The following is a 23,463-nucleotide window of genomic DNA, read 5'->3' as shown; positions in this document are numbered from 1 at the left end:
ATGGCGCTCTCACCCGATCAGCCCGCGCTCGTTGAGGTAGCGCCGGGCGACCCGATCCGCGACCTCGCCGTCCACGGTGATTCGTCCGTTGAGGCCGCGCAGGGTCGGTGCGTCGAGGCCGGCGAAGACCCGCGCCAGGGCCGGACCGATGGCCGGGTAGCGCTCCAGCGCGGAGGCCCGGATCACCGGGGCGACCTCGTAGACGATCTGGGCCGCCTTGGGATCGCCCATGACCACGAGATCGAGGGCGGCGAGCGCCCCATCGGTGCCATAGACCATGCCCGCATTGACCCCGCTGATGCGCTGCGCCGCGGCCCGGGCCGTCACCGCCGTGTCGCCGCCGGGCAGGCTGACGATGCGGTCGAGGGGCAGGCTGAAGCCGTAGGCCGCCTCGAAGGACGGCAAAGCCGCCGGGCTCTCCACGAACTCGGTGGAGGCCGCCAGCAGGATGAGGCCGTCATTGGCGGCCCTGGCGAAATCCGCCATCGTGGCCAGATGCCGCGCCCGTGCGAAATCCCCGTTGAGGGCGATGAGCCAGGTGTTGTTGGCGGGCGCCCTGGCGAGCCAGACCAGCCCCCGTTCGGCATCCTTGCGCCGGATGGTCTCATAGGCCTCCTGCGGGATCTTCCAGGCGGGATCGGTCTCGGTGCCGGTGAAGAACGCGCCGTTGCCGGTGTATTCCGGGTAGATGTCGACCTCGCCGGAGAGGAGGGCCTCGCGGACGATCAGGGTGGGGCCGAGGCCGAGCTTGCGGACCACCGGCACGCCGAGATGCTCGAGCACGAGGGCGATCATCGCCCCCGTGAGCGCGCCTTCGGTGTCGCTCTTCGAGGCCACGACGAGGGGTCGCTCCGCCCGCGCGGACGTGCCCGCTGCGACGATCCCGGCAGCCAGCAGCGCCATCGCGCCGCGCCGGTTCGTCGCTCCGGGCGCCACAGGTCCCGCCGATCTGCGTGAAAATGTATCGTCCGATAACATTAACCCGATCCTGAACCTCCGCGGCCGCTTCCTGCGCCTTGACACGCCAAGCGGAACGGGCGACGGCTCGACCGTTGCCGCAGGCGCTAAACGTCATTCTCGCCAACCTCACGGATGGCAAGCCTGTAAGGCTCCGGATGACGGCACCGTTCCAGGCCGGAACGAATCGAAGGGAAGAATCCCCAGCGTGAGTGCTGAACAGAACGACACTCTCCTCGACGGCGCCAGGGTTCTGGTGGTGGAGGACGAAGCCGCCATTTCCATGCTGCTCGAAGACATGCTGCTCGATTTCGGGTGCACCGTCGTCGGGCCCGCGGCTCGTCTCGCGACGGCCCTGGAAATGGCACGGAGCGAGACCTTCGAGGTCGCCATCCTCGACGTGAACGTCGCTGGCGAACCCATCTATCCGGTGGCCGAGGCGATCACGGAACGCAACCTGCCCATCGTTTTCTCGACGGGGTATGGCGGCGCGGGAATCCGCGAGCCGTTCCGCGACCGTCCCGTGGTCCAGAAGCCGTTCAGCCAGGCCGATCTTAAGCGCACGCTGATCGCCGCCCTCGCCGCAGCGAGGAAGTAAGCGGCGACCTTCGATGTGCAGTACGGCCGTCGCGCCGCCTCACATGCCCTCGATCGCGAAGGCATCGGGCAGGTGGCGAGGCCAGGTGCGCGGTGCCACGAAGACGGCATCCGCACGCAACGTCATGGTGGCATAGCGCGGATTGCGCGCCATCCAAGTGCGCACCGCGCGCGAAAAACGGGCGCGCTTCTTCGCATCGATGGCGGTCCGGGCCGTGTCGAGGGTCGCCCTCGCCTTCACCTCCACGAAAGCGATCGTGTCGCCCCGGCGCAGGATGAGGTCGATTTCCCCGCCGCTCGCGCTGAAGCGCCGGGCGAGCGGGCGATACCCCTTGATCATCATGGCGAGGAGGGCGAGGGTCTCGCCCGAATGGCCGCGCAGGTAGGTGGCGCGCCGCCGCTCTTTCGCGTCGATGAGCTTAGACGTCCGCATCGGAGCGCCGGGCGAGGACGAGGGCGCGGGCATAGACCACGCGACGGGGCTGGCCGGTGGCATCGGCCACGAGGGCGGCGGCGTCCTTGATCGAGTGGCGGGACAGCGCCGCTTCGATCGCCGCATCGAGACCGGCCTCGACCTCCTCCTCCGGCGGTTCTTCCGGGTTGGTCCCGATCACCACCACCACCTCGCCCTTGGGAGCCCCCTCCTCGGTGAAGGTCTCCGCCAGGGTCGCGAGGGTGCCGCGCCGGATTGTCTCGTAGAGCTTGGTGAGTTCGCGGGCGACTGCCGCGGGCCGGCTCCCTCCGAGGATCGCGGCGGCATCCACCAGCATCTCGGGCAGGCGGTGGGGTGATTCGAACAGGACCAGCGTTCCGGGGATCTGCCCGAGCGCCGCAAGGCGATTGCGCCGGGCACCGGATTTCTGCGGCAGGAAGCCTTCGAAAAAGAAGCGGTCGGTGGGCAGGCCCGCCGCGACGATGGCGGTCATCACCGCGGATGGACCGGGGATAGGCGTCACCGCAATGCCCGCCTCGATCGCAGCCTGGACGAGCTTGAAACCGGGGTCGGAAACCAACGGCGTTCCGGCATCCGAGACCAGGGCCAAGGCCTCGCCGTTCTGCATCCGTGCGATCATACGCTCACGCACCGCCGCGTTCGAATGCTCGTGATAGGCGACCAGCGGCGTCGTGATGCCGTAATGCATCAGGAGGGTGCGAGTGACGCGGGTGTCTTCGGCGAGCACGGTATCGGCCGCCGCCAAGGTCGCCAGCGCACGGAACGAGACGTCCTTGAGGTTGCCGATCGGGGTCGCCACCACGTGCAGTCCGGGGTCGAGCGGTTCGGCCTCCGCCGCAAGGCCGAAAGCGGTGAAGGTGGAGACGGGCTTGGCCGGATCGTGGACTGCCTTGGAGCGGCGCGTCCGATTGTCGATTCTCTGAGTCATGAGGCGGACTTTGCCACGGGGACACGGGCCGGAGGAATGCCCGCGCCGGGGGTGTCGGCACATTTACTTTTGTCGTCCAGGCTTTAACCGTGCGCGGATCGGGCGGGCGATGCAGATGAGCGACGGGGAGTACCGTGCAATGGGGAAAAGCCTTGCAAGGGGCCACGGTCCCGCCACGGTCGGTTGGGCAAGGGCCGCGGCGATCCTCATGCTCGTCGGGGGGCTTGGCGGCTGCATCGGCGGCCCCGATGGCGGCCCGCGCGCCACGAAAGCCGCGCCTAACCCGGATATGGCCGCCGCGGGCGATCCGCAGGCGACGTCATTGGGTGCAACGAAGATCGGCACCGGGTCGGTGAAGATCGCTCTCATCCTGCCCCTCTCCGGTCCGGGTTCGGCAGTCGGCGCGGCACTGCGCAATGCCGCAGAACTCGCCGTGGAGGATTTCCAGAAGCCCGACCTGCAGATCCTGGTGAAGGATGACCGCGGCTCGCCCGATGGCGCGCGCGAAGCGGCCCAGGCCGCCCTCGCCGAGGGCGCCGAGCTGGTGCTCGGACCGCTTTTCGCGGCCAATGTCCAGGCGGCGGCTGGGGTCACGCGTGGGGCCGGCAAGCCGATCATCGCCTTTTCCACCGATGCGAGCGTCGCGGCGCGCAGCGTCTATCTTCTCAGCTTCCTGCCGCAGGCCGAGGTGGACCGCGTGGTCGACGAAGCGGTTGCAGCCGGACGCCGCTCCTTCGCCGCTCTGATCCCCGAGAGCAGCTACGGCAATGCCGTAGAGGCGCAGTTCCGCGAGGCGGTGGCGAGGAAGGGCGCCCGCCTGGTGGGAATCGAGCGCTACGCGCCGGGCGCGCCCGCCCCCGCCATCTCGCGCCTCGCCGGCCTGATCAACGGTCCCGGCGCCCAGGCCGATGCCCTGTTCCTGCCGGAAAGCCCGGAGGGCTTGGCCGTCGTCGCACCCGCGCTCACCAAGGCGGGGTTTTCTCCCGGCCGGGTCAGACCCATTGGCACGGCGGTGTGGAACGATCCACGCGTCTTTGCCCTCCCCGCCCTGCAGGGCGGCTGGTTCGCAGCGGCGGATGCCAATGGGTTCAACGGTTTCTCGCAGCGTTATCAGGCGCGTTTCGGCTCCGTGCCACCACGCGTGGCGACGTTGGCCTATGACGCCGTCTCGCTCATGGCGGCGCTGACGCGGCAGTACGGATCGCAGCGCTTCGCCGACGTCACCCTGACGACGCAGGCAGGCTTCTCTGGGATCGACGGCACCTTCCGCTTCCGGCCGGAGGGGTTGAGCGACAGGGCACTGGCCATCTACGAGATCCGTAGCGGCGCACCGACCATCGTCAGCCCGGCACCGCGCACGCTCGGCCCCTCCGGCACATGATCCGCCGTGCGCGTCAGGTGTGGCCGATGAGGGCTGCATGGAGGGCGACCATGGCCGGCGATGAACCCCAGGCGATCGGCTAGGTCTGGCCGAGATCGCCCCTGCGATCGGTCACCGGCAGCAGAGCGTTTTAGGCGATGTGGAGGAGGCCGCCGCGTAGGGCCAGCTCGACAGGTTCGGCAGGCCGAATGCGATGAGGCCCGCGAGGCCGAGCCCGCCGACGGCGAGGTTCATCACGCTCATCGACCAGAGCCGGTCCGTGCCGCCACGCAGTAATATGTTCCAGGCGGCGTGGAGGAAGGCCGCGACGAGCACGAGGGCGACGACCGACGCGGTCATGGCCGGCGCTCCGGCATCAGGCAGCGAGTTCCGCCACCACCGCGTTCAGAACCGGCGCACCGCGCGGGGTCGCGGCGATACGGCCTCCGTCCAGACGGGCGACGAGCCCATCGCCGATCAGGGCCTCGACCCGGACCGGATCGAGGGGGCGACCCTTGAGCATCGCATAGCGGCCCGGATCGACGCCCTCCCTCAAACGCAGGCCCATCATCAGGAACTCGTCGCCCTGGTCTGCGGCCGAGAGGGTTTCGGTCTCGACGATGCCGTGGCCGTCGCGCTCGACCCGGGCGAGCCAGGCTTCCGGAGCCCGTTCGGTGACCGTACCGATTCGCCCTTCGCCGGTCACCAGCCGGCCATGCGCGCCGGGACCGATGCCGGCATATTCGCCATAACGCCAGTACAGCAGGTTGTGCCGCGATTGCGCACCGGGGCGGGAATGGTTGGAAATCTCGTAGGAAGAGAGCCCGGCCGCGTCACAGACCTCCTGCGTCACGTCGTAGAGCGCTCTCGCCATATCGTTGTCCGGTGGGACGAGCTTGCCGGCGGCGTGAAGTCCGAAGAACGGCGTCCCCGGCTCGATGGTCAGTTGATAGAGCGACAGGTGCTCGGCCGCCCTGGCGATGGCCTCCCTGAGCTCGGCACGCCAGGCGGACGCGCTCTGGTTCGGCCGCGCATAGATGAGATCGAAGGAGTAGCGCTGGAAATGCGCGGCTGCCGTCTCGACCGCCGCCATCGCCTCTGCGGCCGTGTGGAGCCGCCCGAGGGCCTTCAGGGAGGCGTCGTCCATGGCCTGGACCCCGAGGGAAACGCGGTTCACTCCGGCGGCCCGATAACCGCGAAAACGGCCGGCCTCGACGCTGGTCGGGTTCGCTTCCAGCGTCACCTCGATATCGGGCGCCGCGCCCCAGGCATCGTCGATGGCCTCGAGCAACCCCGCGACGGTGCTCGGCTGCATCAATGACGGGGTGCCGCCGCCGAGGAAGATGCTCGACACGGTGCGGCCCGGAATTCGCGCCGCCACATTGGCGATCTCGGCCCGAAACGCAGAGAGGAAACGACCCTCATCCACTGGTGCATGGCGGACATGGCTGTTGAAGTCGCAATAGGGGCACTTCGAGGCACAGAAGGGCCAATGGACATAGACGCCGAACCCGGCATCGCGGGTCGGGTGGTCCGGGCCTGAACGATCGGTCATCGGGCGGATGTGCGCGCGGCTGGGGATTTTGGCAATGGTGCCGGGACGATCCAAGGTGACCGCCTCACCTCCGCATGCGGCCGAGGTGAGGCGTAAAGAAGCTCGCCCGCCCGTTCAGCCGGGCCGACGCAGGCAGCTGCCGGCCAGAAGCACGAACGCGCGGGCGCGGTGCGACAGGGCGTTCCCGCTCTGCCAGTCGACGCCATGCTTCTCCTCCGAGGAGATCTCGCCGAAGGTGCGATCGTAGCCGTCCGGCAAGAACATCGGGTCGTAGCCGAAGCCCTGTGAGCCGCGCGGCTCCACGAGATCGCCGAACACCCGACCCTCGAACGTTTCGGTATGGCCATCCGGCCAGGCGATGACGAGGGCAGAGACGAAGTGAGCTCGGCGGGTCGCGGCGCCACGCTTGTCGAGTTCGGCCGCAATGCGGGCCATGGCGCCGGAGAAGTCCTTGTTCGGACCAGCCCAGCGGGCGGAGAACAGGCCGGGTGCACCGTCGAGGGCATTGACGCAGAGGCCGGAATCGTCGGCGAAGGCGGGCAAGCCCGAGGCCTGGGCTGCGGCAACGGCCTTGATCGCCGCATTCTCGGAGAACATCGTACCGGTCTCATCGGGCTCGGGCAGACCGAGTTCGCCCGCCGAGACGGCCTCCACGCCGAACGGCGCCAGTAGCTCGCGCATCTCCACGAGCTTGCCGGGATTGTGGGTGGCGATGACCAGCCGCCCTGTGAGAATGCGCGGCTCGCTCATGCGATCGCCTGCTTCTGAAGGGAAACGAGCTGCTCGACTCCGCCACGGGCCAGCCGCAGCAATTCGATGAGTTCGGCCTCCGAAAAGGGCTTGCCCTCGGCGGTGCCCTGCACCTCCACGAGGCCGCCGGAGCCGGTCATGACGAAATTCGCATCGGTCTCGGCGGCCGAATCCTCCGCGTATTCGAGATCGAGCACCGGGGTGCCCTTGTAGATGCCGCAGGAAATCGCGGCGACATGCTCGCGCAGGGGGTCGACCGAGATGATGGAGCGCCCGCGCATCCAGGTGAAACAATCGTGCAGTGCAATCCAGGCTCCGGTAATCGCAGCGGTGCGGGTACCGCCATCCGCCTGAATCACATCGCAATCCACGGTGATCTGTCGCTCGCCGATGGCGGGAAGATTGGTGACGGCACGGAGCGAGCGGCCGATCAGCCGCTGAATCTCCTGCGTCCGCCCGGAGGGCTTGCCGGAATTCACCTCGCGGCGAGTGCGCTCGTGGGTTGCGCGGGGGAGCATGGAATACTCGGCGGTGACCCAGCCCTTGCCCGAGCCGCGCAGCCATGGCGGGCCGCGCTCTTCGAGGGAGGCCGTGCAGAGCACTTTCGTCTGGCCGAAGGTGACGAGGCAGGAACCCTCGGCATAGCGGGCGACGGCGCGCTCCAGGGTGACGGTGCGCAGTTCGTCGTTCGCGCGCTTCGAGGGCCGCATGGGCACTCTCCTTGGTCGAGTTCCGGATTGATCGTCCGGGCTCTTAGGCCCCGGTTTGTCCACCGGCAAGCGCGGCCAGAATGAAGAGGAGCGCGCCCACGGGGACGCGCCCCCAACTCACGCCTCAGTAGCGGTAGTGGCGACGATGATGATGACCGAAACGGCGGTGATGGTGGTGGTGGCCGAATCGACGGCCGTAGTGATGGCCGAAGTGGCGACCGCGATGGTGACCGAAGTGACGGCGATGATGCCGGCCGTGATGGCGCCAGTGACCACCACCGTACTGGACCTGCGTGGCGGCCACGTTGACCGAGCCGGCGACTTGGCTGGACACCGCCATCGGTGCGGCTTGGGCGCCGCGCGGAGTACCGAGGATCATCGCGCCCACCAGGGCGACCACAATGGCGAGGGTCTTCGCCATGGCGGACAGGGTTGGGTTCTTCATCAGGACGGACTCCGTTCCGTGAGTTACTCGTATCGCCGACCGTATTGGTGCGGATGCGATGGAACGCGTGCTCGCCTGGAAAGGCAGCATGCGCTGCTCCGAATTTATATTTTTTGTTTCGGGATTAAGCAGAAGGCGCGCTTCCACCGGACAATGTTCCTAGCCACACGACCACGCTGCGTCGTCGCTTGCTAAGCAAATGGGCAAGGCAACGATGGCGAACAGAATATGAGCATTCGCTCGAGCACTTCCCGGATGCCCATTTAGGGGTGCCTACTCGGTAGGCAGAATCATTCCCGCGAGACGGATTCTCTATCCCTGTGAGTAAAGGGTCCGCCTCGTTGCGGCCGGATCCCGCCGTCGATGGCACCTCGCCCCACGACCATGGCTGGCACACGTTATGCTAGCGGCGATTCCGGCTACGAACGGCCGCGAACGATGTGAGGGGGAGACCCGGCCGTCGGATCGCTTGAGGGACGAGAGGCTCGAAATGACGAAATATAAGCTCGAGTATCTATGGCTCGACGGATACACGCCGGTGCCGAACCTGCGTGGCAAGACCCAGATCAAGGAATTCGACGGCTTCCCGACCCTCGAGCAGCTTCCGCTTTGGGGCTTCGACGGCAGCTCGACGATGCAGGCCGAGGGCGGCAGCTCCGACTGCATGCTCAAGCCCGTGCGCCACTTCCCCGACAGCACACGCAAGAACGGCGTGCTGGTGATGTGCGAAGTGATGATGCCGGACGGCGTGACGCCGCATGCCTCCAACAAGCGCGCCACGATCCTCGACGACGACGGCGCCTGGTTCGGCTTCGAGCAGGAGTATTTCTTCTACAAGGACGGTCGTCCGCTCGGCTTCCCCGCCAGCGGCTACCCGGCCCCCCAGGGCCCGTATTACTGCGGCGTCGGCTACAAGGAGGTCGGCTCGATCGCACGCAAGATCGTCGAAGAGCATCTGGACTTGTGCCTGGACGCCGGCATCAACCACGAGGGCATCAACGCCGAGGTGGCAAAGGGCCAGTGGGAGTTCCAGATCTTCGGCAAGGGCTCCAAGAAGGCCGCCGACGAGATGTGGGTCGCCCGCTACATCCTGCAGCGCCTGTGCGAGAAGTATGAGATCGACATCGAATACCATTGCAAGCCACTCGGTGCGACCGATTGGAACGGCTCGGGCATGCACGCCAACTTCTCGACGGAGCACCTCCGCACGGTGGGCGGCAAAGCCTATTTCGAGGCGCTCATGGCGGCGTTCAAGGAGAACCTGGACGATCATATCGCCGTCTACGGCCCGGACAATCACATGCGTCTGACCGGCAAGCACGAGACCGCGGCGATCGACCAGTTCAGCTACGGCATCGCCGATCGCGGCGCCTCGATCCGCGTGCCGCATAGCTTCGTCAACAATGAGTACAAGGGCTATCTGGAAGACCGCCGTCCCAACAGCCAGGGGGACCCCTACCAGATCGCTTCGCAGATCCTGAAGACCGTCGCCTCGGTTCCGACTTCCGAGGAAGCGAAGGCAGCAGCCTGACACAACATCCGCCACGGCGCTCCTCGGCGCCGTGGCGATTTTCATTCTCCATGACTGCTTCATGAGCCGAATGGCGTCTTTTTAGGCACAATGCCCGATATCGACGCTGCGCGGACGATAGTCGAGACATTAGCTCAGAACCGCCGCGCTTCACCCATGCTGAGATGGAGTGCCCTGCTGAGACCGCTCATTTCAGTGGGTGCAGGAGGTCGAACTCCGTGGCGAAAGCCGCCCCAGGACGGGCCATGCAGCGCTCGATCCACGCATCGAGGACCGGATCGCCCGGTTTGCCGAACCAGGCATAAGGCGAGTGAAGCAGTAGGTCCGCCGCCGTGAAGCGCTCGCCGAAGAGATAGGGCCCCTTGGCGAGTGCTGCAGCGAGCCGCTGTCGCACCTCCACACCCCCGCGAAAAGTCGAAGCGATGGCGGGATGCGTGAGCCCGACCGCTTCCAGCAGCATCACCGGCTCGACCACACCCGAATACCACGCGAACCAGCTGAGATAGGCCCCCCGCTGCGGATGACCCGGCGGGATACTCAGGCCAGCTTTCGGGTAGAGGTCGGCGAGGTAGAGCATGATCGCGCTGCTCTCCCAGATCGTTACGCCGTCATGAACGAGGAGCGGCACCTTTCCCTCGGGATGGGGATTGCTGGGATCGCACTGGCCGGAGCCGTCCTGGCGCGCGATGGCGACGATTTCCACCGACACCTCGTCGAGGGCGCCGAGCTCGTGCAGCAGCGCGATGATGCGGGTCGAGCGGCTTTTGGGCGAATGAAAGAGGGTCAGCATCGGGGTACTCGTGTTGGCGGGGTCGACACCGATGCCTATAAGCGAGCGCTACTGCCACTCTGCGTCAGTTGAACTTTGGCTCGCACGGACCGCCTCTTCCGACTGCTTCAGGCTCTGCGCATGCTGCCTGCGCCGGTGACGGCGGCCCGGCTGGCGGAGGAGACGGGCGTCTCCCTCCGCTCGCTCTACCGCGACATCGATAGCCTTCGCGCAGCCGGCGCCCATATCGAGGGTGAGCGCGGCTACGGCTACCGACTGATCGAGGACGGGGCTCTGCCGCCACAGATCTTCGATCGAATCGAGATCGAAGCGCTGGTGCTCGGCTTGTCCGAGGTCCGGCACATGGGAGATCCGGCGCTGGCGAGGGCCGCCGCCGCAGTGCTCGCCAAGGTGGCGGCGACCCTCCCCGATACCGGCCAACAGCACCTGCTCCACGCGGTCTCGCAGGTCCGGCGCTCCGAGGAGCGCTTCGCCCCCTCCCCCGCCACGGCGGTGATCCGCGAAGGGTGCTGGCGCGAAGAGGCGGTGACGATCCGCTACGCGGACGGTGAGGCGCGGATCACGGAACGGACGATCTGGCCGCTTGCGATCGTCTATCTCGACCGCAAGTTGGTGGTCCTCACTTGGTGCTGTCTGCGCGAGGCGCACCGGATGTTCAGAGTGGACCGGATCGCCGCTGCCGAACTCGCGGGCGCGAGCTTCCGGCCGAAACGCGTGGGGCTCCTGCGGGACTACCTCGCTGTGTTGAAGAGAAAGGCCGCGGACGCGCCGGAGGGCTGAGGACCGGAAAGGCGCCCGGGCGAGCGCGATCAAGCGCCGAAGATCGACCAGCCGAGGCGCTTGGTCAGCTGTTCGAGGGCGATCCGGCCAAGATGGGAATTGCCGGATGCGTCGAGGCCCGGCGACCAGACCGCGATCGAAGCCTTTTCCGGTGCCACGGCGATGATCCCGCCGCCGACTCCGCTCTTGCCCGGCAGGCCGACCCGATACGCGAACTCACCCGAGCCGTCGTAGTGACCGCAGGTAAGCATCACCGCATTGATACGCCGGGCTCGCTCAGCCGAGACCACGGAATAACCGGTCATCGGGTTGCGCCCGGAATGCGCCAGGAAACGGGTGGCGTTGGCGAGCTGCCGGCATGACATGGCGATGGCGCAGTGGTGAAAATAGACGCCGAGGGTAAAATCCACCGGATTGTCGAGAACGCCGAAGGATTTCATGTAGTTGGCGAGCGCGATGTTGCGAAAGCCCGTGCGCAGTTCAGAGGCCGCCACCGCCTCGTCGATGATGATCGTGGGATCCTGCGCCAGGAACTGCATGAAACGCAGGATCTCGCCCAGGGCCTCCCTCGGCTGATGGCCCGACAGGATCACGTCGGTGACCGCAATGGCACCGGCATTGATGAAGGGATTGCGCGGAATGCCGCGCTCGCGCTCCAGCTGGACGATGGAGTTGAAGGGACTGCCCGAGGGCTCGCGTCCCACCCGGCGCCAGAGACGGTCGCCGGCCATGCCGAGTGCCAGGGTGAGGGTGAAAACCTTCGAGATGCTCTGGATCGAGAACGGCGTGTCGCTGTCGCCTCCCGCCGCCACGTGACCGTCCGCATCGATGACGACGAGACCGAACGCCTTCGGGTCGACCCGGGCGAGTTCCGGTATGTATGTGGCGACCTCCCCCCGGTCCGGCCTGTCCGCCATCTCCTCGGCGATCTCTTTGACGACGGTGTCGAGGTCGGGCACGGCGGCGTGTTCCTCCGAACGGACGGGAGCTGCGGGTCCTTCAACCAGACCCGCCGGCCACGGCGAGCAGGCTCGCGAGGGCGGCGACGCAACGCAAAGGCCGTTCCGTTCGGGCGGCAAACGGATTAGCAGACCACAGGGCGGCTATGCCTCACCGGTAAAGGTTGTGCCCGGGCTCCGGGCCGGACACAATCGGCGGTCAGGAAACACCCAGTGACCGAACGCGCGCATCCCTATTCGTCCTCGCAGCAACTTCAGGCCCTCTCGGCCCTGAATGAGCGGACGCGTGAGATCTTCCGGCAGATCGTCGAGAGCTATCTCACGACGGGCGAACCGGTGGGGTCGCGCAACCTCGCGCGGATCCTGCCGATGGCCTTGTCCCCGGCCTCGATCCGAAACGTCATGGCGGATCTGGAGCATTCCGGGCTCATCTTCGCGCCCCACACCTCCGCCGGGCGCCTGCCGACGGAACTCGGCCTGCGCTTCTTCGTCGACGCCATGTTGGAGATCGGCGATGTCGGCCGCGAGGAGCAGGAGCGGATCGAGGCGCAGATGCGCGCCGCCGCCTCGGGCCACACCTTCGAGAGCGCCCTCGCCGAGGCCTCGTCGATGCTGTCGGGCATTTCGCGGGGGGCGGGCGTTGTCGTCACCACCAAGAGCAACGTCCATCTCAAGCACATCGAGTTCGTCAGGCTCGATCCCGCCCGCGCCCTCGTCGTCCTCGTCTCCGATGACGGCTCGGTGGAGAACCGCCTCCTCGACCTGCCGCCCGGCCTTCCGGCGGGCGCCCTGCAGGAGGCCTCGAACTACCTCAATGCCCGCTTGCAGGGGCGGACCCTCGGAGGCTTGAGAGCGGAAATCGAGGCTGGCCGCGAGGCGATGAAGCGCGAACTCGACGTCATCACCGAGCGGCTGGTCGATGCCGGTCTCGCCACCACGGTCGGGCCGTCAGAGGCCCGCCAACTGATCGTACGCGGCCAGGCGAACCTGCTCGACGACCTGCGCGCGGTGGAGGATCTCGAACGGATCCGCCTGCTGTTCAACGATCTCGAGACGCAGAAGGACGTCATCGAACTCCTCTCCCGCGCCGAGGGCGGCGAGGGCGTCCGCATCTTCATCGGCTCGGAGAACAAGCTGTTCTCGCTCTCGGGCTCATCGATGATCGCGGCGCCGTTCCGGGACGGTTCGCAGAAGATCGTCGGTGTCGTCGGCGTGATCGGTCCGACCAGGCTCAACTACGCACGGATCGTTCCGATGGTGGATTACACCGCCAGGGTGGTCTCGCGGATGCTGGATCGAGGCGGCCGCTGAGGGAAACCAGGCACCGTGAGGGCCGGCCCGCCCGAGCCGAGTGGGCCGCGCGAAGGCGCCCCCCGTTTCTGCCTTTGAGAACCTGTGACACGCCGAAGGCCCGAACGACCAAGCGGTGCCGGCGGCGGAAACCACGAACCGAGAGACGAAGACGACAAAATAGGATCACAGACCTTCGCTGGCTACGGATATGCCTTTCGCAGCGAGCGACAGATCGGTGGAAAAGCTGAGACGTAGAGGCTCCGGATCGGTGATGACAACCGATCCGGAGCCTCTGGACTTACTTTCGCATCATCACGTCGCGGCTGTTGAGCACCAGCATCGCTATGGCCGGCATCGCGGCTACGGACGACAAAGGAAGATGCTTCGCCCTGCGGCGGCTCCCCTCTCGGGGAAACCGCCGATCCGAGATCAGCCGCGAATGACGTCCACGATTTCGTAGGTATCGGGATCGACGATGACGATGTCATCATCGACGAGGACGTAGCGGTAGTCTTCGTATTCCGGCACGATCCGAACGATATCCGGCGGGAGGTCGTAAAGGGTGTAATTGCGAGCAATGGCGGTCCCCACCGTCAGGGCGAAGGCACCGGCGGCGAGGCGTGGAATGCCGCGACGCAGCACGTTCTGGCGAAACTCCGTCCGCTGCGGAGCACCAAGCCGGCCATAGGCTCCACGCACGGCGCCACTGTCGCCTCGTCCGCCTCGATCTCCACGCCCGCCCCTGTCACCGCGATCACCCTTCTCGCGATCCATCCGCTCGCCACGGTCCGCCTTGCCGTCCTTCATGTCGCGATCGGCCTTGCCGCCTCGCTCCATGCGCTCGCCCCGGTCCGGCTTATCATCGCGTTCAGCCTTGCCGTCACGATCGGCCTTGCCGTCACGATCTGGCCGGCCGGCGTCCGTCCTTCCGCCGGCACCCGGGCGTTCACCCTGCTCCATGCGGCCATTCCGGTCGCTACCGCCCCGTTCCATCCCGGCCGCTCCGCCGCGCTCGCCCGCCGGACCACCACGTTCCCCCGGAGAACCGCCACGCTCCGAACCGCCTGCCGCTCCACCACGTTCCGCTCCGGCGCCACCGCCGCCACGCATTCCGGCGCCACCGGCCGATCCCGCACCACCCGCGCCGCCACCACCCGGCGCACCGGCTCCTGCCGCGCCGCCGCCCGCACCGCCTCCACCGCCGGCTCCAGGCCCACCTTGGGCGAAAGCAGTCGCCGCACCGACGACCAGAACGGCAGCCGTCATCGTACTCCGCAAGATCTTGCTCATGTCGATCAGTCCATTCTCATGTGGAACTCAGACGCCGACAGGCGCCGATGCGAAGCCGAAACAGAAAGACCGGCAAAACCGTTCCTCATTTTTGTAACATGACGCCTCTCATCATGGAGACCGCTACGCTCAAGCTTGAATGATGCGCCTTTCATTGGACGGGCGCGCTCGCCTATCCTTTGGCTCTGAACAGCCAACCGTCCCGGCGCGAAGAACGGCTGACATTTCAAGCGCGCTGTAGAAAAGCCGCGCTTAAGCCCTTGTGAATCTTGGACCGGTGCTTAACGTCGCCGCCCAAGAGACCTACTCCGAAGGTCCTGCTCGAAGTCTGGGAGTCCACATGTCCGATGCTATCGCGATCGATCCTTCGCGGCCCGACGATCCGGAAGATCGCCGTCGCCGCATCTTCGCCATCGTCGGCTCGTCGTCGGGCAACCTGGTCGAGTGGTTCGATTTTTATTGCTACGCCTTCTTCGCCCTCTACTTCGCGCCGGTTTTCTTCCCAGAGGGTGACGATACCAGCCAGCTCCTGAAATCCGCGGCCGTGTTCGCCGTGGGGTTCTTCATGCGCCCCATCGGCGGCTGGTTGTTCGGCCGCATCGCCGACCGTCTCGGCCGCAAGACCTCGATGATGATCTCGGTGCTGATGATGTGCGGCGGATCGCTGATGATCGCCGTGTTGCCGACCTATGCCAGCGTCGGGCACTGGGCTCCCGCCCTGCTGCTGCTCGCGCGCATGATCCAGGGCCTGTCCGTGGGCGGCGAGTACGGCACCAGCGCGACCTACATGAGCGAGGTCGCCCTGAAGGGTCAGCGCGGGTTCTTCGCCTCGTTCCAGTACGTCACCCTGATCGGCGGCCAGCTCCTCGCCTCGCTGGTGCTGATCATCCTGCAGAGCGTCCTCACCGCCCAGCAACTCACCGCCTGGGGCTGGCGCATCCCGTTCTTGATCGGCGCGATGGCGGCTGTGGTCGCCCTGTTCCTGCGCTCGTCGCTCGCGGAAACCGCCACGAAAGAGGACATGGCCTCGAAGGAATCCGGCACCTTCGCCGCCCTCTTCAAGCATTGGCGGGCGTTCTGCGTGGTGCTCGCCTACACCGCCGGCGGCTCCCTGAGCTTCTACACCTTCACCACCTACATGCCGAAGTATCTCTTCAACACGGCGCATATCGACAAGATCACTGCCTCGCAGATCTCCACGGCGGCGCTTCTGGTCTACATGGTGATCCAGCCCTTCTTCGGCTGGTTGTCGGACCGGATCGGCCGCAAGACCAACATGCTTCTCTATAGCGGGCTCGGCACGTTGATGGTGGTGCCGCTGATGACCGCCATCGGCGCCACGACCAACCCGTACCTCTCGTTCGGCCTGATCATGATCGGCCTCACGGTGATCAGTTTCTACACCGGCATCAGCGGCATCGTGAAAGCCGAACTGTTCCCGACCCAGGTCCGCGCGCTCGGCGTCGGCCTCTCCTACGCGGTCGCGAACTCCATCTTCGGTGGCACGGCGGAGATGGTGGCCCTGTATCTGAAGCAGATCGGCTCTGAGAGCAGCTTCTTCTGGTACGTCACGGCGATGCTCGCCATCGCCTTCATCGGCTCGCTGATCATGCCGAACCCCAAGCGTCACGGCTATCTCGACGGCGACGGCACCGTGGAAGAGGCGCTGATGCGCAAGTCGCGCCGGGTGGTGCCGGCCTGAAACGACCAATCCCATCCGCCCTTCCCGGGCGGATGGGGCGATGGCGAAACCAGCTCCCGGGTCCGGCACAGAAAATCGCGAAGCGTCCTGTGCTTATCCAGACTCGCCCATGATCGCCCGCCTCTGCCGGTCGAGTTCCTCGGTGTAGCGCTTCAGCGTGTGGCTCTCGGTGAGCAGGCCGACCACCCGGCGCGAGGCCAGATCGTCCACCACCGCCAACGCCTCGCTCTCGGCTCCATCGAAGGCAGTGGCCGCCTGCTTGGCGTTCATGTCGGCAGTGAGGAACACGTCGGCATAACGCATGGCCTCGGCGAGAGCGGCCTCGCCATCGACGGTAGCGAGGGCATGGGCCTCGGGCACCAGCACGATCCCCGCATAGCGCCCTTCCCCGTCGACCAGCACCACGCGCGAGGGCGAGCCGAGGGGATGGGCTTTCAGGAAATCCCGCAGCGTCATGTCGACCGGTGTGGTTTCGACCTCGCGGCGCATCAACGCCCCCACGGTGAGCGACCGGATCCAGCCGATATCGTGCGCGCTGCGGATGCTTTCGCCGCGAAGGTGGAAGCGCCAGGTGGCGAAGGAATAGCCGAAGGTCTTCCGCACGGTCATCGACGAGGCGATCACGGCCACGAGGACGAGGCCGGTTATGGGAAAGCTGCCGGTGAGTTCGAGGGCGAGGAACGTCATCGTCAGCGGGCCGCCGATGACGGCCACCGCTAGCGCGCTCATGCCGATCACCGCATAGGCGAGCGGCGTGAGGCCGAACATTGTGAGGCTCTCCAGACCGGACAATCCGTGAAGGCCTGACAGGCCGGGGATCGTCTCCGCCACCAACGCGGCGAAGAGTTTCCCCGCAAGGGCGCCGAGGAAGAGGGAAGCGAAGAACAGCCCGCCGCGAAAGCCCGATCCGATGGAGATCGCCGAGGCCGAAGCTTTGGCCACGAACAGCAGCGCCAGGGCACCGATCCCCATGGCGGGCATGTCGACATCGAGGTGGAGATGGAGCGCGCCATGACCGCCGGAGAGAATCTGCGGCGAGACCGCGAGAGCCAGGGCGCCGACGCAGAGACCGCCGAGGGCCGGCGCGAGGAAGGACGGCAGACCGGTCGCCCGCACCCCCTGCTCCACCAGGGTGACGCCGCGCATGATCAGGATGCCGAGCCCGGCGCAGGCAAGACCGAGGGCGAGGCTCGGCAGGGTGTCGATTCCCGTAATCGCCCGGGTCGTCAGGGCCTCGAACCCATTGGCGCTGACGAGGGGGCTTTGCGTCACCAGCGCCTTGGCCACGAGGCTGCCGCACAGGGCCGCCACCACGACCGGTGTCAGTGTGGCAATGGAATAGGTGCCGATGATGAGTTCGAACGCATAGAACGCCCCCGTGAGCGGCGCGCCGAAGGCGGCCGCGATGGCAGCGGCCGACCCGCAGCCCACCAGGGTCCGTAGATCGGAGCGGCGCATTTCGAAGGCGACGCCGAGACGGGAGGCGAGGCTGGCGCAGATCTGGGTGAAGCCGGCCTCGAGGCCGACCGAGGCACCGCTGCCGTTCGAAATCACGTTCTGGGCCGCCACGGCGACGGACCCCTTCACCGAGAGCCGCCCCCCATGCAGGGCATTGGCCTCGATGGGATCGACGATGGGCCGTTGCGGGCCGCCGCGACAGCGCGCGAGCCCGAAAGCGATGAGGCCGATAGCCAAGCCGCCGATGGCCGGGCCGAACAGGATGAGGAGCGGATCCACATCCGTCGATGCGCTGAGGCGCGCGCCGTGCGGCAGGCGATAGAGGATTTCCCGCAGGCCCTGAGTCGTGAGGCTCATGGCCGAGACGGCGATCCCGGCGATGGTTCCAACGCAGGCGGCCAGGATCACGAGGCCGAACTCGCTGCCGCGCACCAGGGCGCGCAATCGGCCGGGCACGTGAACCAGCATCTGGCCGGCGGGAAATCCACGGCGCGGCACGCTTCTTGGCTTCATCGACCGCTGGGAAAGAGTGAGACGAAAGGGGTGGGAAACAGCCGCCACCTTAGGGGGCAAAGGCCGGAGGCGTCGACCGGTTTCCGGTGCGAGCCCGCCTGCGCGCGACAATGAGTTTTCCCCATTCTGCATTCCCTGCGCCGCAGGCGCTTGAAATGCCCGCGGCCTCGGGATACATCGCAGCCCGAGTGCCGCTGTAGCTCAGTTGGTTAGAGCGCTTGATTGTGGATCAAGAGGTCCCCCGTTCGAGCCGGGGCAGTGGTACCATTCGACCTTCCGGGCGCGTATGACGACGCCCGGCAAGGCATCGGGCACGGGTTCGCGTCACGGACTTCCATGAGGTCCGACGGCCGAGACGCCATCCCTCCATCGAAAGTCTGGAATCGGCGATGCCGTAAGTGTCCGATGGACACGGAGCGGGTCCGATCGAGCGCGCGATAGCGCGGCCGTTGCCTCGACTTACGGCCAAGCTGCCTCAAAGCGGCCATCGACGCCACGGGATGAGCACAAGCCTAGCCGTTTTGTCGCCACAACTGTCCTCGTAAATGCCGATGTGCGCCACCACACGGAGACGAGTCGATCAGATGCGGGTTCAGAAGGTCGGATCATCACGGATTTCCCCTCCCTCGCGCCGCTTCGGCGCTGGCGGTGACGTTGCGACATCGTCCGATGCTCTGACCCTCAAGAATCGCGTCGGCCGCGATCATGGCAGCCGCCCCGCGCTCACGCGCTCCGTTATCGCGATGATGCTGGTCGCCGGCGGCCTCAGCGCCGTCGTCCTCAACGGCACGGGCACGAGCGGCTTTGGCGCCGTGGTGCAGTCGGCTCAGGCGATGACCGAGCCGTCGATGCCCAAGCCCAGGATTCAATCGTCGGTACCGGCGGTCCTCGATGCGGCGCCCACCGTGCTCACGGCGTCCTCGGCCTTCGCTGCCGTACACGACCTCGACACCGAGATCGGCTCCAATGCGGTCGACCGGGTGTCTTACGATTATCTGCTCACCGAAAGCGCCGTCGGCGACCCGAACGACATCCTCGAATTCGGGCCGATGAAGATCCGGCGCCACCTCGTTCAGAAGATCGTCCGTGCGGCCCAGGCCGTCCAGACCGACCCTGTCCTGCTGATGGCGGTGGCCGACAAGGAATCGAGCTTCATCACCGAAGTGCAGGCCAAGACCTCCTCGGCCACCGGTCTGTTCCAGTTCATCGAGCGGACCTGGCTCGGCGTCGTGCGCGATTTCGGACCGAAATACGGGCTGACGCAGGAAGCGGCCCTCGTGGTCTCCGGCGACAATGGCAAGCCGAGCGTCGCCGATGCCGCCGAGCGGACCCGCATCCTCGAATTGCGGCGCGATCCCTACCTCGCCGCCCTGATGGCGGGCGAGATGCTCAAGCGCGACGCGGCGCGAATCTCCCTGCGCATCGGCCGCGAACTCACCCTCGGCGAGGTCTACCTCGCGCACTTCCTCGGGCCGGACGATGCCGAGGAATTCCTCGCCAGCGTGGTCGACAAGCCGAAATCCGCCGCGGCACAGATGCTGCCCGGCCCGGCACGCGCCAACCGCACCATCTTCTTCGCGGCGCAGCGCGGTCGTCGCAAGGCCGCAAGCCTGTCGGTGGCCGAGGTTCACGAGAAGTTCGAGACCATGATGAGCACCCGCGGCGCCCGCTACCGCGATGTCCGCTCGCTTTCGGGCGTGATGGCCTATGCCGACGCGTCGGCCGAGTAGGCGCACGACACCGATTTCCATCTTCATGCTGTCCGTCGCCGGCACGGATCACGCGCCTTGCGGCCGCGTTCGCCGCATGCCGGCCCCTCTTGTTGTCCATTGGGGCAACTGACGCCGAACTCCCGACGTTGAGCTTGCAGTCGCGCATGTCGTGCGGGGGCGGATTACGAAAGTCGGAGGGATGACGTGCTCGATCCAAAAGGCCCGTTGAAGGATCGGTCCCCCACGCCGTTCAAGGCCGCTCCCGCCAAGCGCGCCGGTCACGATACGCTCGCGCCCAGCCTCGCTCTGGATCAGATCGGCGAAGCGCTCGCTTCCTTCTATGACGACCTGATCGCCGAGGGCATCCCCGAGAATCTGGCCGCCCTCGTTCGTCAGGTACCTTCGCCGGACGCTGCGGCCGAGCCGGAGCCCGTCGTCTCCGCACCGGTGCGCAAGTCCGGTCGCCTCGCTTTGGTGGTGGAAGACGACGCGTCGACGCAAGGTCTGGCGGTCGCCCTTCTCGATGAGACCGAACTCGACACGATCGGCTGCAGCTCGGCGGAAGAGGCGCTCGCCGTGATGCGGGATCGGGGTGGGGACGTCGCTCTCGTCTTTGCCGATATCCAGCTTTCCGGTGTCATGGACGGCCTGCAGCTCGCACGGGCCGTGGCCATGCTGTGGCCCACGGCCCGCATGGTCGTCACCTCCGGCCGGCGCGCCCCGCGACCGGATGCGTTACCCGAGAGAGTGGTGTTCATCCCTAAACCCTGGCGACCGCAGGACGTTCTGGTGGAGGCCGAGCACGCCACGAGCAATCCTCCGCCGGCCGTACCCTGATCGACGGCTGCGCACCGAGACATCGACTCGGGCCGCACGGTCCTTCATCCAAAAACATCCCTGTCGAGCAGGCTCGCCGACCATTGCCCCGGCGATGATATCCAGGACAATGCTGCGCAGGCGTGGCAGCGGAATCCTGCTCCGCCACGGAGTTGGGCGCACCTCTTGCATTGCGTCGATCCAAGAGAGTGGTACCGACCGGTGCCGCGGAGCCCGTCAACGTGCCGATACTGTCCGTCCGACACATCACCACGTACCGCTACCGCCAGCCCGTCGGGTTGGGCGAGCATCGAATCATGTTCCGGCCTCGCGACAGCTACGACCAGCGCTTGCTCGCCGCGACGTTGAAGATCACGCCGGAGCCCTCGTCCCTGCGCTGGCTTCACGACGTGTTCGGCAATTGCGTCGCGGTGGCCACCTTTCAGGGGCGGGCCTCGTCCCTCATCTTCGATTGCTCGATCACCCTCGACCACACGCCTGAACTGGCGCCGGAATTCCCCATCGCGCCGCATGCGGCCTTCTACCCCTTCGGCTACGGCGCCGACGACATGCCCGATCTCAGCCGTTCCATCGAGCGCGAGCATCGCGACCCGAAGAACGAGGTCGATGCCTGGGCGCGCAGCTTCGTCCCGCCCGCCGGCCGCGTCGGCACGCAGGAATTGCTGGCCGACATGACGCGCCATGTCCGACGCAATTTCGCTTATCTCGCCCGCTCGGAAAAAGGCGTTCAGGATCCCGTCACCACCCTGCGCCTCAAGCGCGGAAGCTGCCGCGATTTCGCGGTGCTGATGATCGAGGCCGTGCGCGCTCTCGGAATGGCCGCCCGCTTCGTCTCCGGCTACCTCTACAACCCGCGCGGGGACCGCAACCGCCATGTGGGCGGCGGCTCGACCCATGCCTGGGTCCAGGTCTACCTGCCGGGCGCGGGCTGGATCGAGTTCGACCCCACCAACGGCATCGTCGGCAACCGCGACCTCATCCGCGTCGCCGTCGCGCGCGACCCGCGCCAGGCGGTGCCGTTGCACGGCTCCTTCTTCGGGTTTCCCGCGGACGATCTCGGCATGTCGGTGAGTGTCGAGGTCGACGAAGTCGAACCGGGTTCCATCGAGCAGCGCACACCGGATCCGATCCTCGTGCGTTGACGACGATCACGCCCCTGTCGTCGGACGACGACCGGGTTCAGACCAGATTTTTACAGACATGGGGCCATTACGATGAAGATCAGGACTGGGTTCGACATCGCCTTCGAATCGGTTCAGCCGACGCCCATGATCCTCGAACTGAGCGTGCACCCGTCACGCATGCCGGATGTGATGACCCCGCACGTCATCAGCTTCAATCCGCCCATCCCCTTCCAGGAATACCGGGACGTCTACGACAACATCTGCACCCGCATCGTCACGCCGGTGGGGCGTCTCGACATCTCGGCCGACTTCACTGTCTATGACACGGGAATGCCGGACGAATACGCTCCCTACGCACAGCAGATCGATGTCCAGAACCTGCCGAGCGACGTGCTGGTCTACCTTCTCGGCAGCCGCTACTGCGACACCGACAAGCTGTCGGAGACCGCCTGGTCGCTGTTCGGCGGGACGATGCCGGGCTGGTCACGGGTCCAGGCGATCTGCGACTACGTCCATGACCGCATCCGCTTCGACTACATGCTCGCCGACGCCACGCGCACCGCATGGGACGGCTTCATGCAGCGGCAGGGCGTGTGCCGCGATTTCGCGCATCTCGCCGTCGCCTTTTGCCGCTGCATGAACATTCCCGCGCGTTACTGCACCGGCTATCTCGGCGATATCGGCATCCCGCCCGTCCCCGACCCGATGGATTTCTCGGCCTGGTTCGAAGTCTATCTCGACGGGCGCTGGTACACGTTCGACGCCCGCCACAACACGCCGCGCATCGGCCGCATCGTCATGGCGCGGGGTCGCGACGCCACCGACGTCGCGATCACTACCAACTTCGGATACTCGCACCTCGCCCGCTTCGACGTGCATACCGACGAGGTGTACTGATTTTGGAAGCTCACGTTAACGAGATGTGAAATCTGCATCGGGGGGTGGAACCACCGGCCTACGCTTACGCTTGTATAGCAAAGGTTACCGTACAGCCAAGGCATCTGACCATGAAGACGTTGGCGACCGCTCTTGCAGGCATCATGGGTGCTTGCATCCTCGCTTCCACCCCCGTCCTCGCCGCCTCCTCCTACGATCCGTTCGGAACGGGTGGCGACGATTACTACCCCGAGACCGAGTACGCTCAGCCCTCCTACGATCCCTATGGCTATCAGGGCACCGTCGGTCAGGGCGCTCAGGCCGCTCCCCAGGCCCAGGTCGCGCCGATCCCGCGCGAGATCGTCGGCTTCAACGGCGCATACAAGCCGGGAACGATCGTCGTCTCGACCGCCGAGCGGCGTCTCTACTTCGTCCTGCCGAACGGCGAAGCCATCCGCTACGGCGTCGGTGTCGGCCGCCCAGGCTTCACCTGGTCGGGCACCAAGACCGTCACCGCCAAGCGCGAGTGGCCGTCATGGACTCCCCCGGCCGCGATGATCGCTCGTCGCCCCGACCTGCCGCGCTACATGGCCGGTGGTGTAGAGAACCCGCTCGGCGCCCGTGCCATGTATATCGGCAACACCGAGTACCGGATCCACGGCTCGAACGAGCCCGACACGATCGGTCAGGCCGTTTCCTCCGGCTGCATCCGCATGACCAACGACGACGTCACCGATCTCTACGAGCGTGTGAAGGTCGGCGCCAAGGTCGTCGTCCTCAACTGAACGACATCCGGCACAAGATACAACGCCGCGTCATCGCTGGATGGCGCGGCGTTCTTC

Annotated in this window: 24 protein-coding genes and 1 tRNA gene; 12 read left to right on the top strand and 13 right to left on the bottom strand. The window is 66.5% G+C overall.

Annotated features, from left to right (window positions below; translation table 11 throughout):
- Nucleotides 1-9: 9 nt before the first annotated feature.
- Nucleotides 10-903 (bottom strand): glycine betaine ABC transporter substrate-binding protein, encoded by an 894-nt coding sequence (locus MBTS_RS09220; RefSeq protein WP_192215469.1) that lies wholly within the window; start codon nucleotides 901-903, stop codon nucleotides 10-12.
- Nucleotides 904-1,165: 262 nt separating this feature from the next.
- Here MBTS_RS09220 and MBTS_RS09215 point away from each other — a divergent pair, with 262 nt between their 5' ends.
- Nucleotides 1,166-1,555, top strand: coding sequence for a response regulator (locus MBTS_RS09215; protein ID WP_018045115.1), 390 nt, complete (start codon nucleotides 1,166-1,168; stop codon nucleotides 1,553-1,555).
- Between the two features lie 39 nt (nucleotides 1,556-1,594).
- On the opposite strand, the gene MBTS_RS09210 is transcribed toward MBTS_RS09215, so the two are convergent.
- Both MBTS_RS09210 and rsmI read right to left on the bottom strand, forming a co-directional pair.
- The gene (locus MBTS_RS09210) at nucleotides 1,595-1,987 is read right to left on the bottom strand and encodes a YraN family protein (RefSeq protein WP_192215468.1); all 393 of its coding nucleotides are present in this window, start codon (nucleotides 1,985-1,987) and stop codon (nucleotides 1,595-1,597) included.
- A complete protein-coding gene (gene rsmI, locus MBTS_RS09205) occupies nucleotides 1,974-2,936 on the bottom strand; it encodes a 16S rRNA (cytidine(1402)-2'-O)-methyltransferase (RefSeq protein WP_192215467.1) in 963 nt (320 codons plus the stop codon). Before rsmI ends, MBTS_RS09210 begins: the two co-directional genes overlap by 14 nt.
- Before the next feature lie 208 nt (nucleotides 2,937-3,144).
- Here rsmI and MBTS_RS09200 point away from each other — a divergent pair, with 208 nt between their 5' ends.
- A complete protein-coding gene (locus MBTS_RS09200) occupies nucleotides 3,145-4,317 on the top strand; it encodes a penicillin-binding protein activator (protein WP_238253753.1) in 1,173 nt (390 codons plus the stop codon).
- A 111-nt stretch (nucleotides 4,318-4,428) separates the two neighbouring features.
- Here MBTS_RS09200 and MBTS_RS09195 read toward each other — a convergent pair whose 3' ends face one another.
- The 5 genes from MBTS_RS09195 to MBTS_RS09175 form a co-directional block, all read right to left on the bottom strand.
- The gene (locus MBTS_RS09195; RefSeq protein ID WP_147830412.1) at nucleotides 4,429-4,656 is read right to left on the bottom strand and encodes a hypothetical protein; all 228 of its coding nucleotides are present in this window, start codon (nucleotides 4,654-4,656) and stop codon (nucleotides 4,429-4,431) included.
- Between the two features lie 16 nt (nucleotides 4,657-4,672).
- On the bottom strand, nucleotides 4,673-5,851 hold the full coding sequence (hemW, locus tag MBTS_RS09190; protein ID WP_147830410.1) for a radical SAM family heme chaperone HemW: 1,179 nt from the start codon (nucleotides 5,849-5,851) through the stop codon (nucleotides 4,673-4,675).
- 114 nt (nucleotides 5,852-5,965) lie between these two features.
- On the bottom strand, nucleotides 5,966-6,601 hold the full coding sequence (rdgB, locus tag MBTS_RS09185; RefSeq protein ID WP_192215466.1) for an RdgB/HAM1 family non-canonical purine NTP pyrophosphatase: 636 nt from the start codon (nucleotides 6,599-6,601) through the stop codon (nucleotides 5,966-5,968).
- Nucleotides 6,598-7,311 carry a ribonuclease PH gene (gene rph / locus MBTS_RS09180; protein ID WP_018045122.1) on the bottom strand — a complete coding sequence of 238 codons (714 nt, stop codon included), beginning with the start codon at nucleotides 7,309-7,311 and terminating at the stop codon, nucleotides 6,598-6,600. The genes rdgB and rph overlap by 4 nt, the downstream gene beginning before the upstream one ends.
- Nucleotides 7,312-7,435: 124 nt before the next feature.
- Nucleotides 7,436-7,756: a hypothetical protein gene (locus MBTS_RS09175; RefSeq protein WP_238253752.1), complete on the bottom strand. Its 321-nt coding sequence runs from the start codon at nucleotides 7,754-7,756 to the stop codon at nucleotides 7,436-7,438.
- 490 nt (nucleotides 7,757-8,246) lie between these two features.
- Here MBTS_RS09175 and MBTS_RS09170 point away from each other — a divergent pair, with 490 nt between their 5' ends.
- Nucleotides 8,247-9,287, top strand: a complete 1,041-nt coding sequence (locus MBTS_RS09170) for a glutamine synthetase beta-grasp domain-containing protein (RefSeq protein ID WP_018045125.1) — start codon at nucleotides 8,247-8,249, stop codon at nucleotides 9,285-9,287.
- A gap of 187 nt (nucleotides 9,288-9,474) precedes the next feature.
- On the opposite strand, the gene MBTS_RS09165 is transcribed toward MBTS_RS09170, so the two are convergent.
- On the bottom strand, nucleotides 9,475-10,077 hold the full coding sequence (locus tag MBTS_RS09165) for a glutathione S-transferase family protein (RefSeq protein WP_192215465.1): 603 nt from the start codon (nucleotides 10,075-10,077) through the stop codon (nucleotides 9,475-9,477).
- A 75-nt stretch (nucleotides 10,078-10,152) separates the two neighbouring features.
- Here MBTS_RS09165 and MBTS_RS09160 point away from each other — a divergent pair, with 75 nt between their 5' ends.
- Nucleotides 10,153-10,857: a helix-turn-helix transcriptional regulator gene (locus MBTS_RS09160; RefSeq protein ID WP_192215464.1), complete on the top strand. Its 705-nt coding sequence runs from the start codon at nucleotides 10,153-10,155 to the stop codon at nucleotides 10,855-10,857.
- A 29-nt stretch (nucleotides 10,858-10,886) separates the two neighbouring features.
- On the opposite strand, the gene MBTS_RS09155 is transcribed toward MBTS_RS09160, so the two are convergent.
- Nucleotides 10,887-11,816, bottom strand: coding sequence for a glutaminase (locus tag MBTS_RS09155; RefSeq protein WP_082473002.1), 930 nt, complete (start codon nucleotides 11,814-11,816; stop codon nucleotides 10,887-10,889).
- Between the two features lie 213 nt (nucleotides 11,817-12,029).
- Here MBTS_RS09155 and hrcA point away from each other — a divergent pair, with 213 nt between their 5' ends.
- The gene (hrcA, locus tag MBTS_RS09150) at nucleotides 12,030-13,127 is read left to right on the top strand and encodes a heat-inducible transcriptional repressor HrcA (protein ID WP_056140363.1); all 1,098 of its coding nucleotides are present in this window, start codon (nucleotides 12,030-12,032) and stop codon (nucleotides 13,125-13,127) included.
- Between the two features lie 411 nt (nucleotides 13,128-13,538).
- Here hrcA and MBTS_RS24115 read toward each other — a convergent pair whose 3' ends face one another.
- Both MBTS_RS24115 and MBTS_RS24110 read right to left on the bottom strand, forming a co-directional pair.
- Entirely contained in the window at nucleotides 13,539-13,916 is a 378-nt protein-coding gene (locus MBTS_RS24115) for a DUF1236 domain-containing protein (RefSeq protein ID WP_308444979.1), read from the bottom strand.
- A complete protein-coding gene (locus MBTS_RS24110) occupies nucleotides 13,913-14,350 on the bottom strand; it encodes a hypothetical protein (RefSeq protein WP_308444978.1) in 438 nt (145 codons plus the stop codon). The genes MBTS_RS24115 and MBTS_RS24110 overlap by 4 nt, the downstream gene beginning before the upstream one ends.
- Before the next feature lie 389 nt (nucleotides 14,351-14,739).
- On the opposite strand from MBTS_RS24110, the gene MBTS_RS09140 reads away from it, so the two are divergent.
- Entirely contained in the window at nucleotides 14,740-16,101 is a 1,362-nt protein-coding gene (locus tag MBTS_RS09140) for an MFS family transporter (RefSeq protein ID WP_056140357.1), read from the top strand.
- A 93-nt stretch (nucleotides 16,102-16,194) separates the two neighbouring features.
- Here the strand turns inward: MBTS_RS09140 and MBTS_RS09135 are convergent, their stop codons facing one another.
- Complete coding sequence (locus MBTS_RS09135; RefSeq protein ID WP_147830402.1) at nucleotides 16,195-18,027, bottom strand: chloride channel protein; 1,833 nt, start codon at nucleotides 18,025-18,027, stop codon at nucleotides 16,195-16,197.
- Between the two features lie 235 nt (nucleotides 18,028-18,262).
- Between MBTS_RS09135 and MBTS_RS09130 the strand changes: the two genes are divergently transcribed.
- From MBTS_RS09130 to MBTS_RS09105, 6 genes are all read left to right on the top strand, one after another.
- Nucleotides 18,263-18,339 (top strand) — tRNA-His (locus MBTS_RS09130).
- A gap of 317 nt (nucleotides 18,340-18,656) precedes the next feature.
- Complete coding sequence (locus tag MBTS_RS09125) at nucleotides 18,657-19,802, top strand: transglycosylase SLT domain-containing protein (protein ID WP_018045134.1); 1,146 nt, start codon at nucleotides 18,657-18,659, stop codon at nucleotides 19,800-19,802.
- A 207-nt stretch (nucleotides 19,803-20,009) separates the two neighbouring features.
- Complete coding sequence (locus tag MBTS_RS09120; protein WP_018045135.1) at nucleotides 20,010-20,621, top strand: response regulator; 612 nt, start codon at nucleotides 20,010-20,012, stop codon at nucleotides 20,619-20,621.
- A gap of 221 nt (nucleotides 20,622-20,842) precedes the next feature.
- Nucleotides 20,843-21,763, top strand: a complete 921-nt coding sequence (locus MBTS_RS09115; protein ID WP_056140840.1) for a transglutaminase family protein — start codon at nucleotides 20,843-20,845, stop codon at nucleotides 21,761-21,763.
- Between the two features lie 72 nt (nucleotides 21,764-21,835).
- Nucleotides 21,836-22,642 carry a transglutaminase-like domain-containing protein gene (locus MBTS_RS09110; protein WP_018045137.1) on the top strand — a complete coding sequence of 269 codons (807 nt, stop codon included), beginning with the start codon at nucleotides 21,836-21,838 and terminating at the stop codon, nucleotides 22,640-22,642.
- 110 nt (nucleotides 22,643-22,752) lie between these two features.
- The gene (locus MBTS_RS09105) at nucleotides 22,753-23,406 is read left to right on the top strand and encodes a L,D-transpeptidase (RefSeq protein WP_026176166.1); all 654 of its coding nucleotides are present in this window, start codon (nucleotides 22,753-22,755) and stop codon (nucleotides 23,404-23,406) included.
- Nucleotides 23,407-23,463: the final 57 nt, after the last annotated feature.

Origin of the sequence: Methylobacterium bullatum, assembly GCF_014845095.1 — a bacterium.
GTDB classification, from domain to species: Bacteria; Pseudomonadota; Alphaproteobacteria; order Rhizobiales; family Beijerinckiaceae; genus Methylobacterium; species Methylobacterium bullatum.
This window is presented reverse-complemented; position numbering and strand designations above follow the sequence as displayed.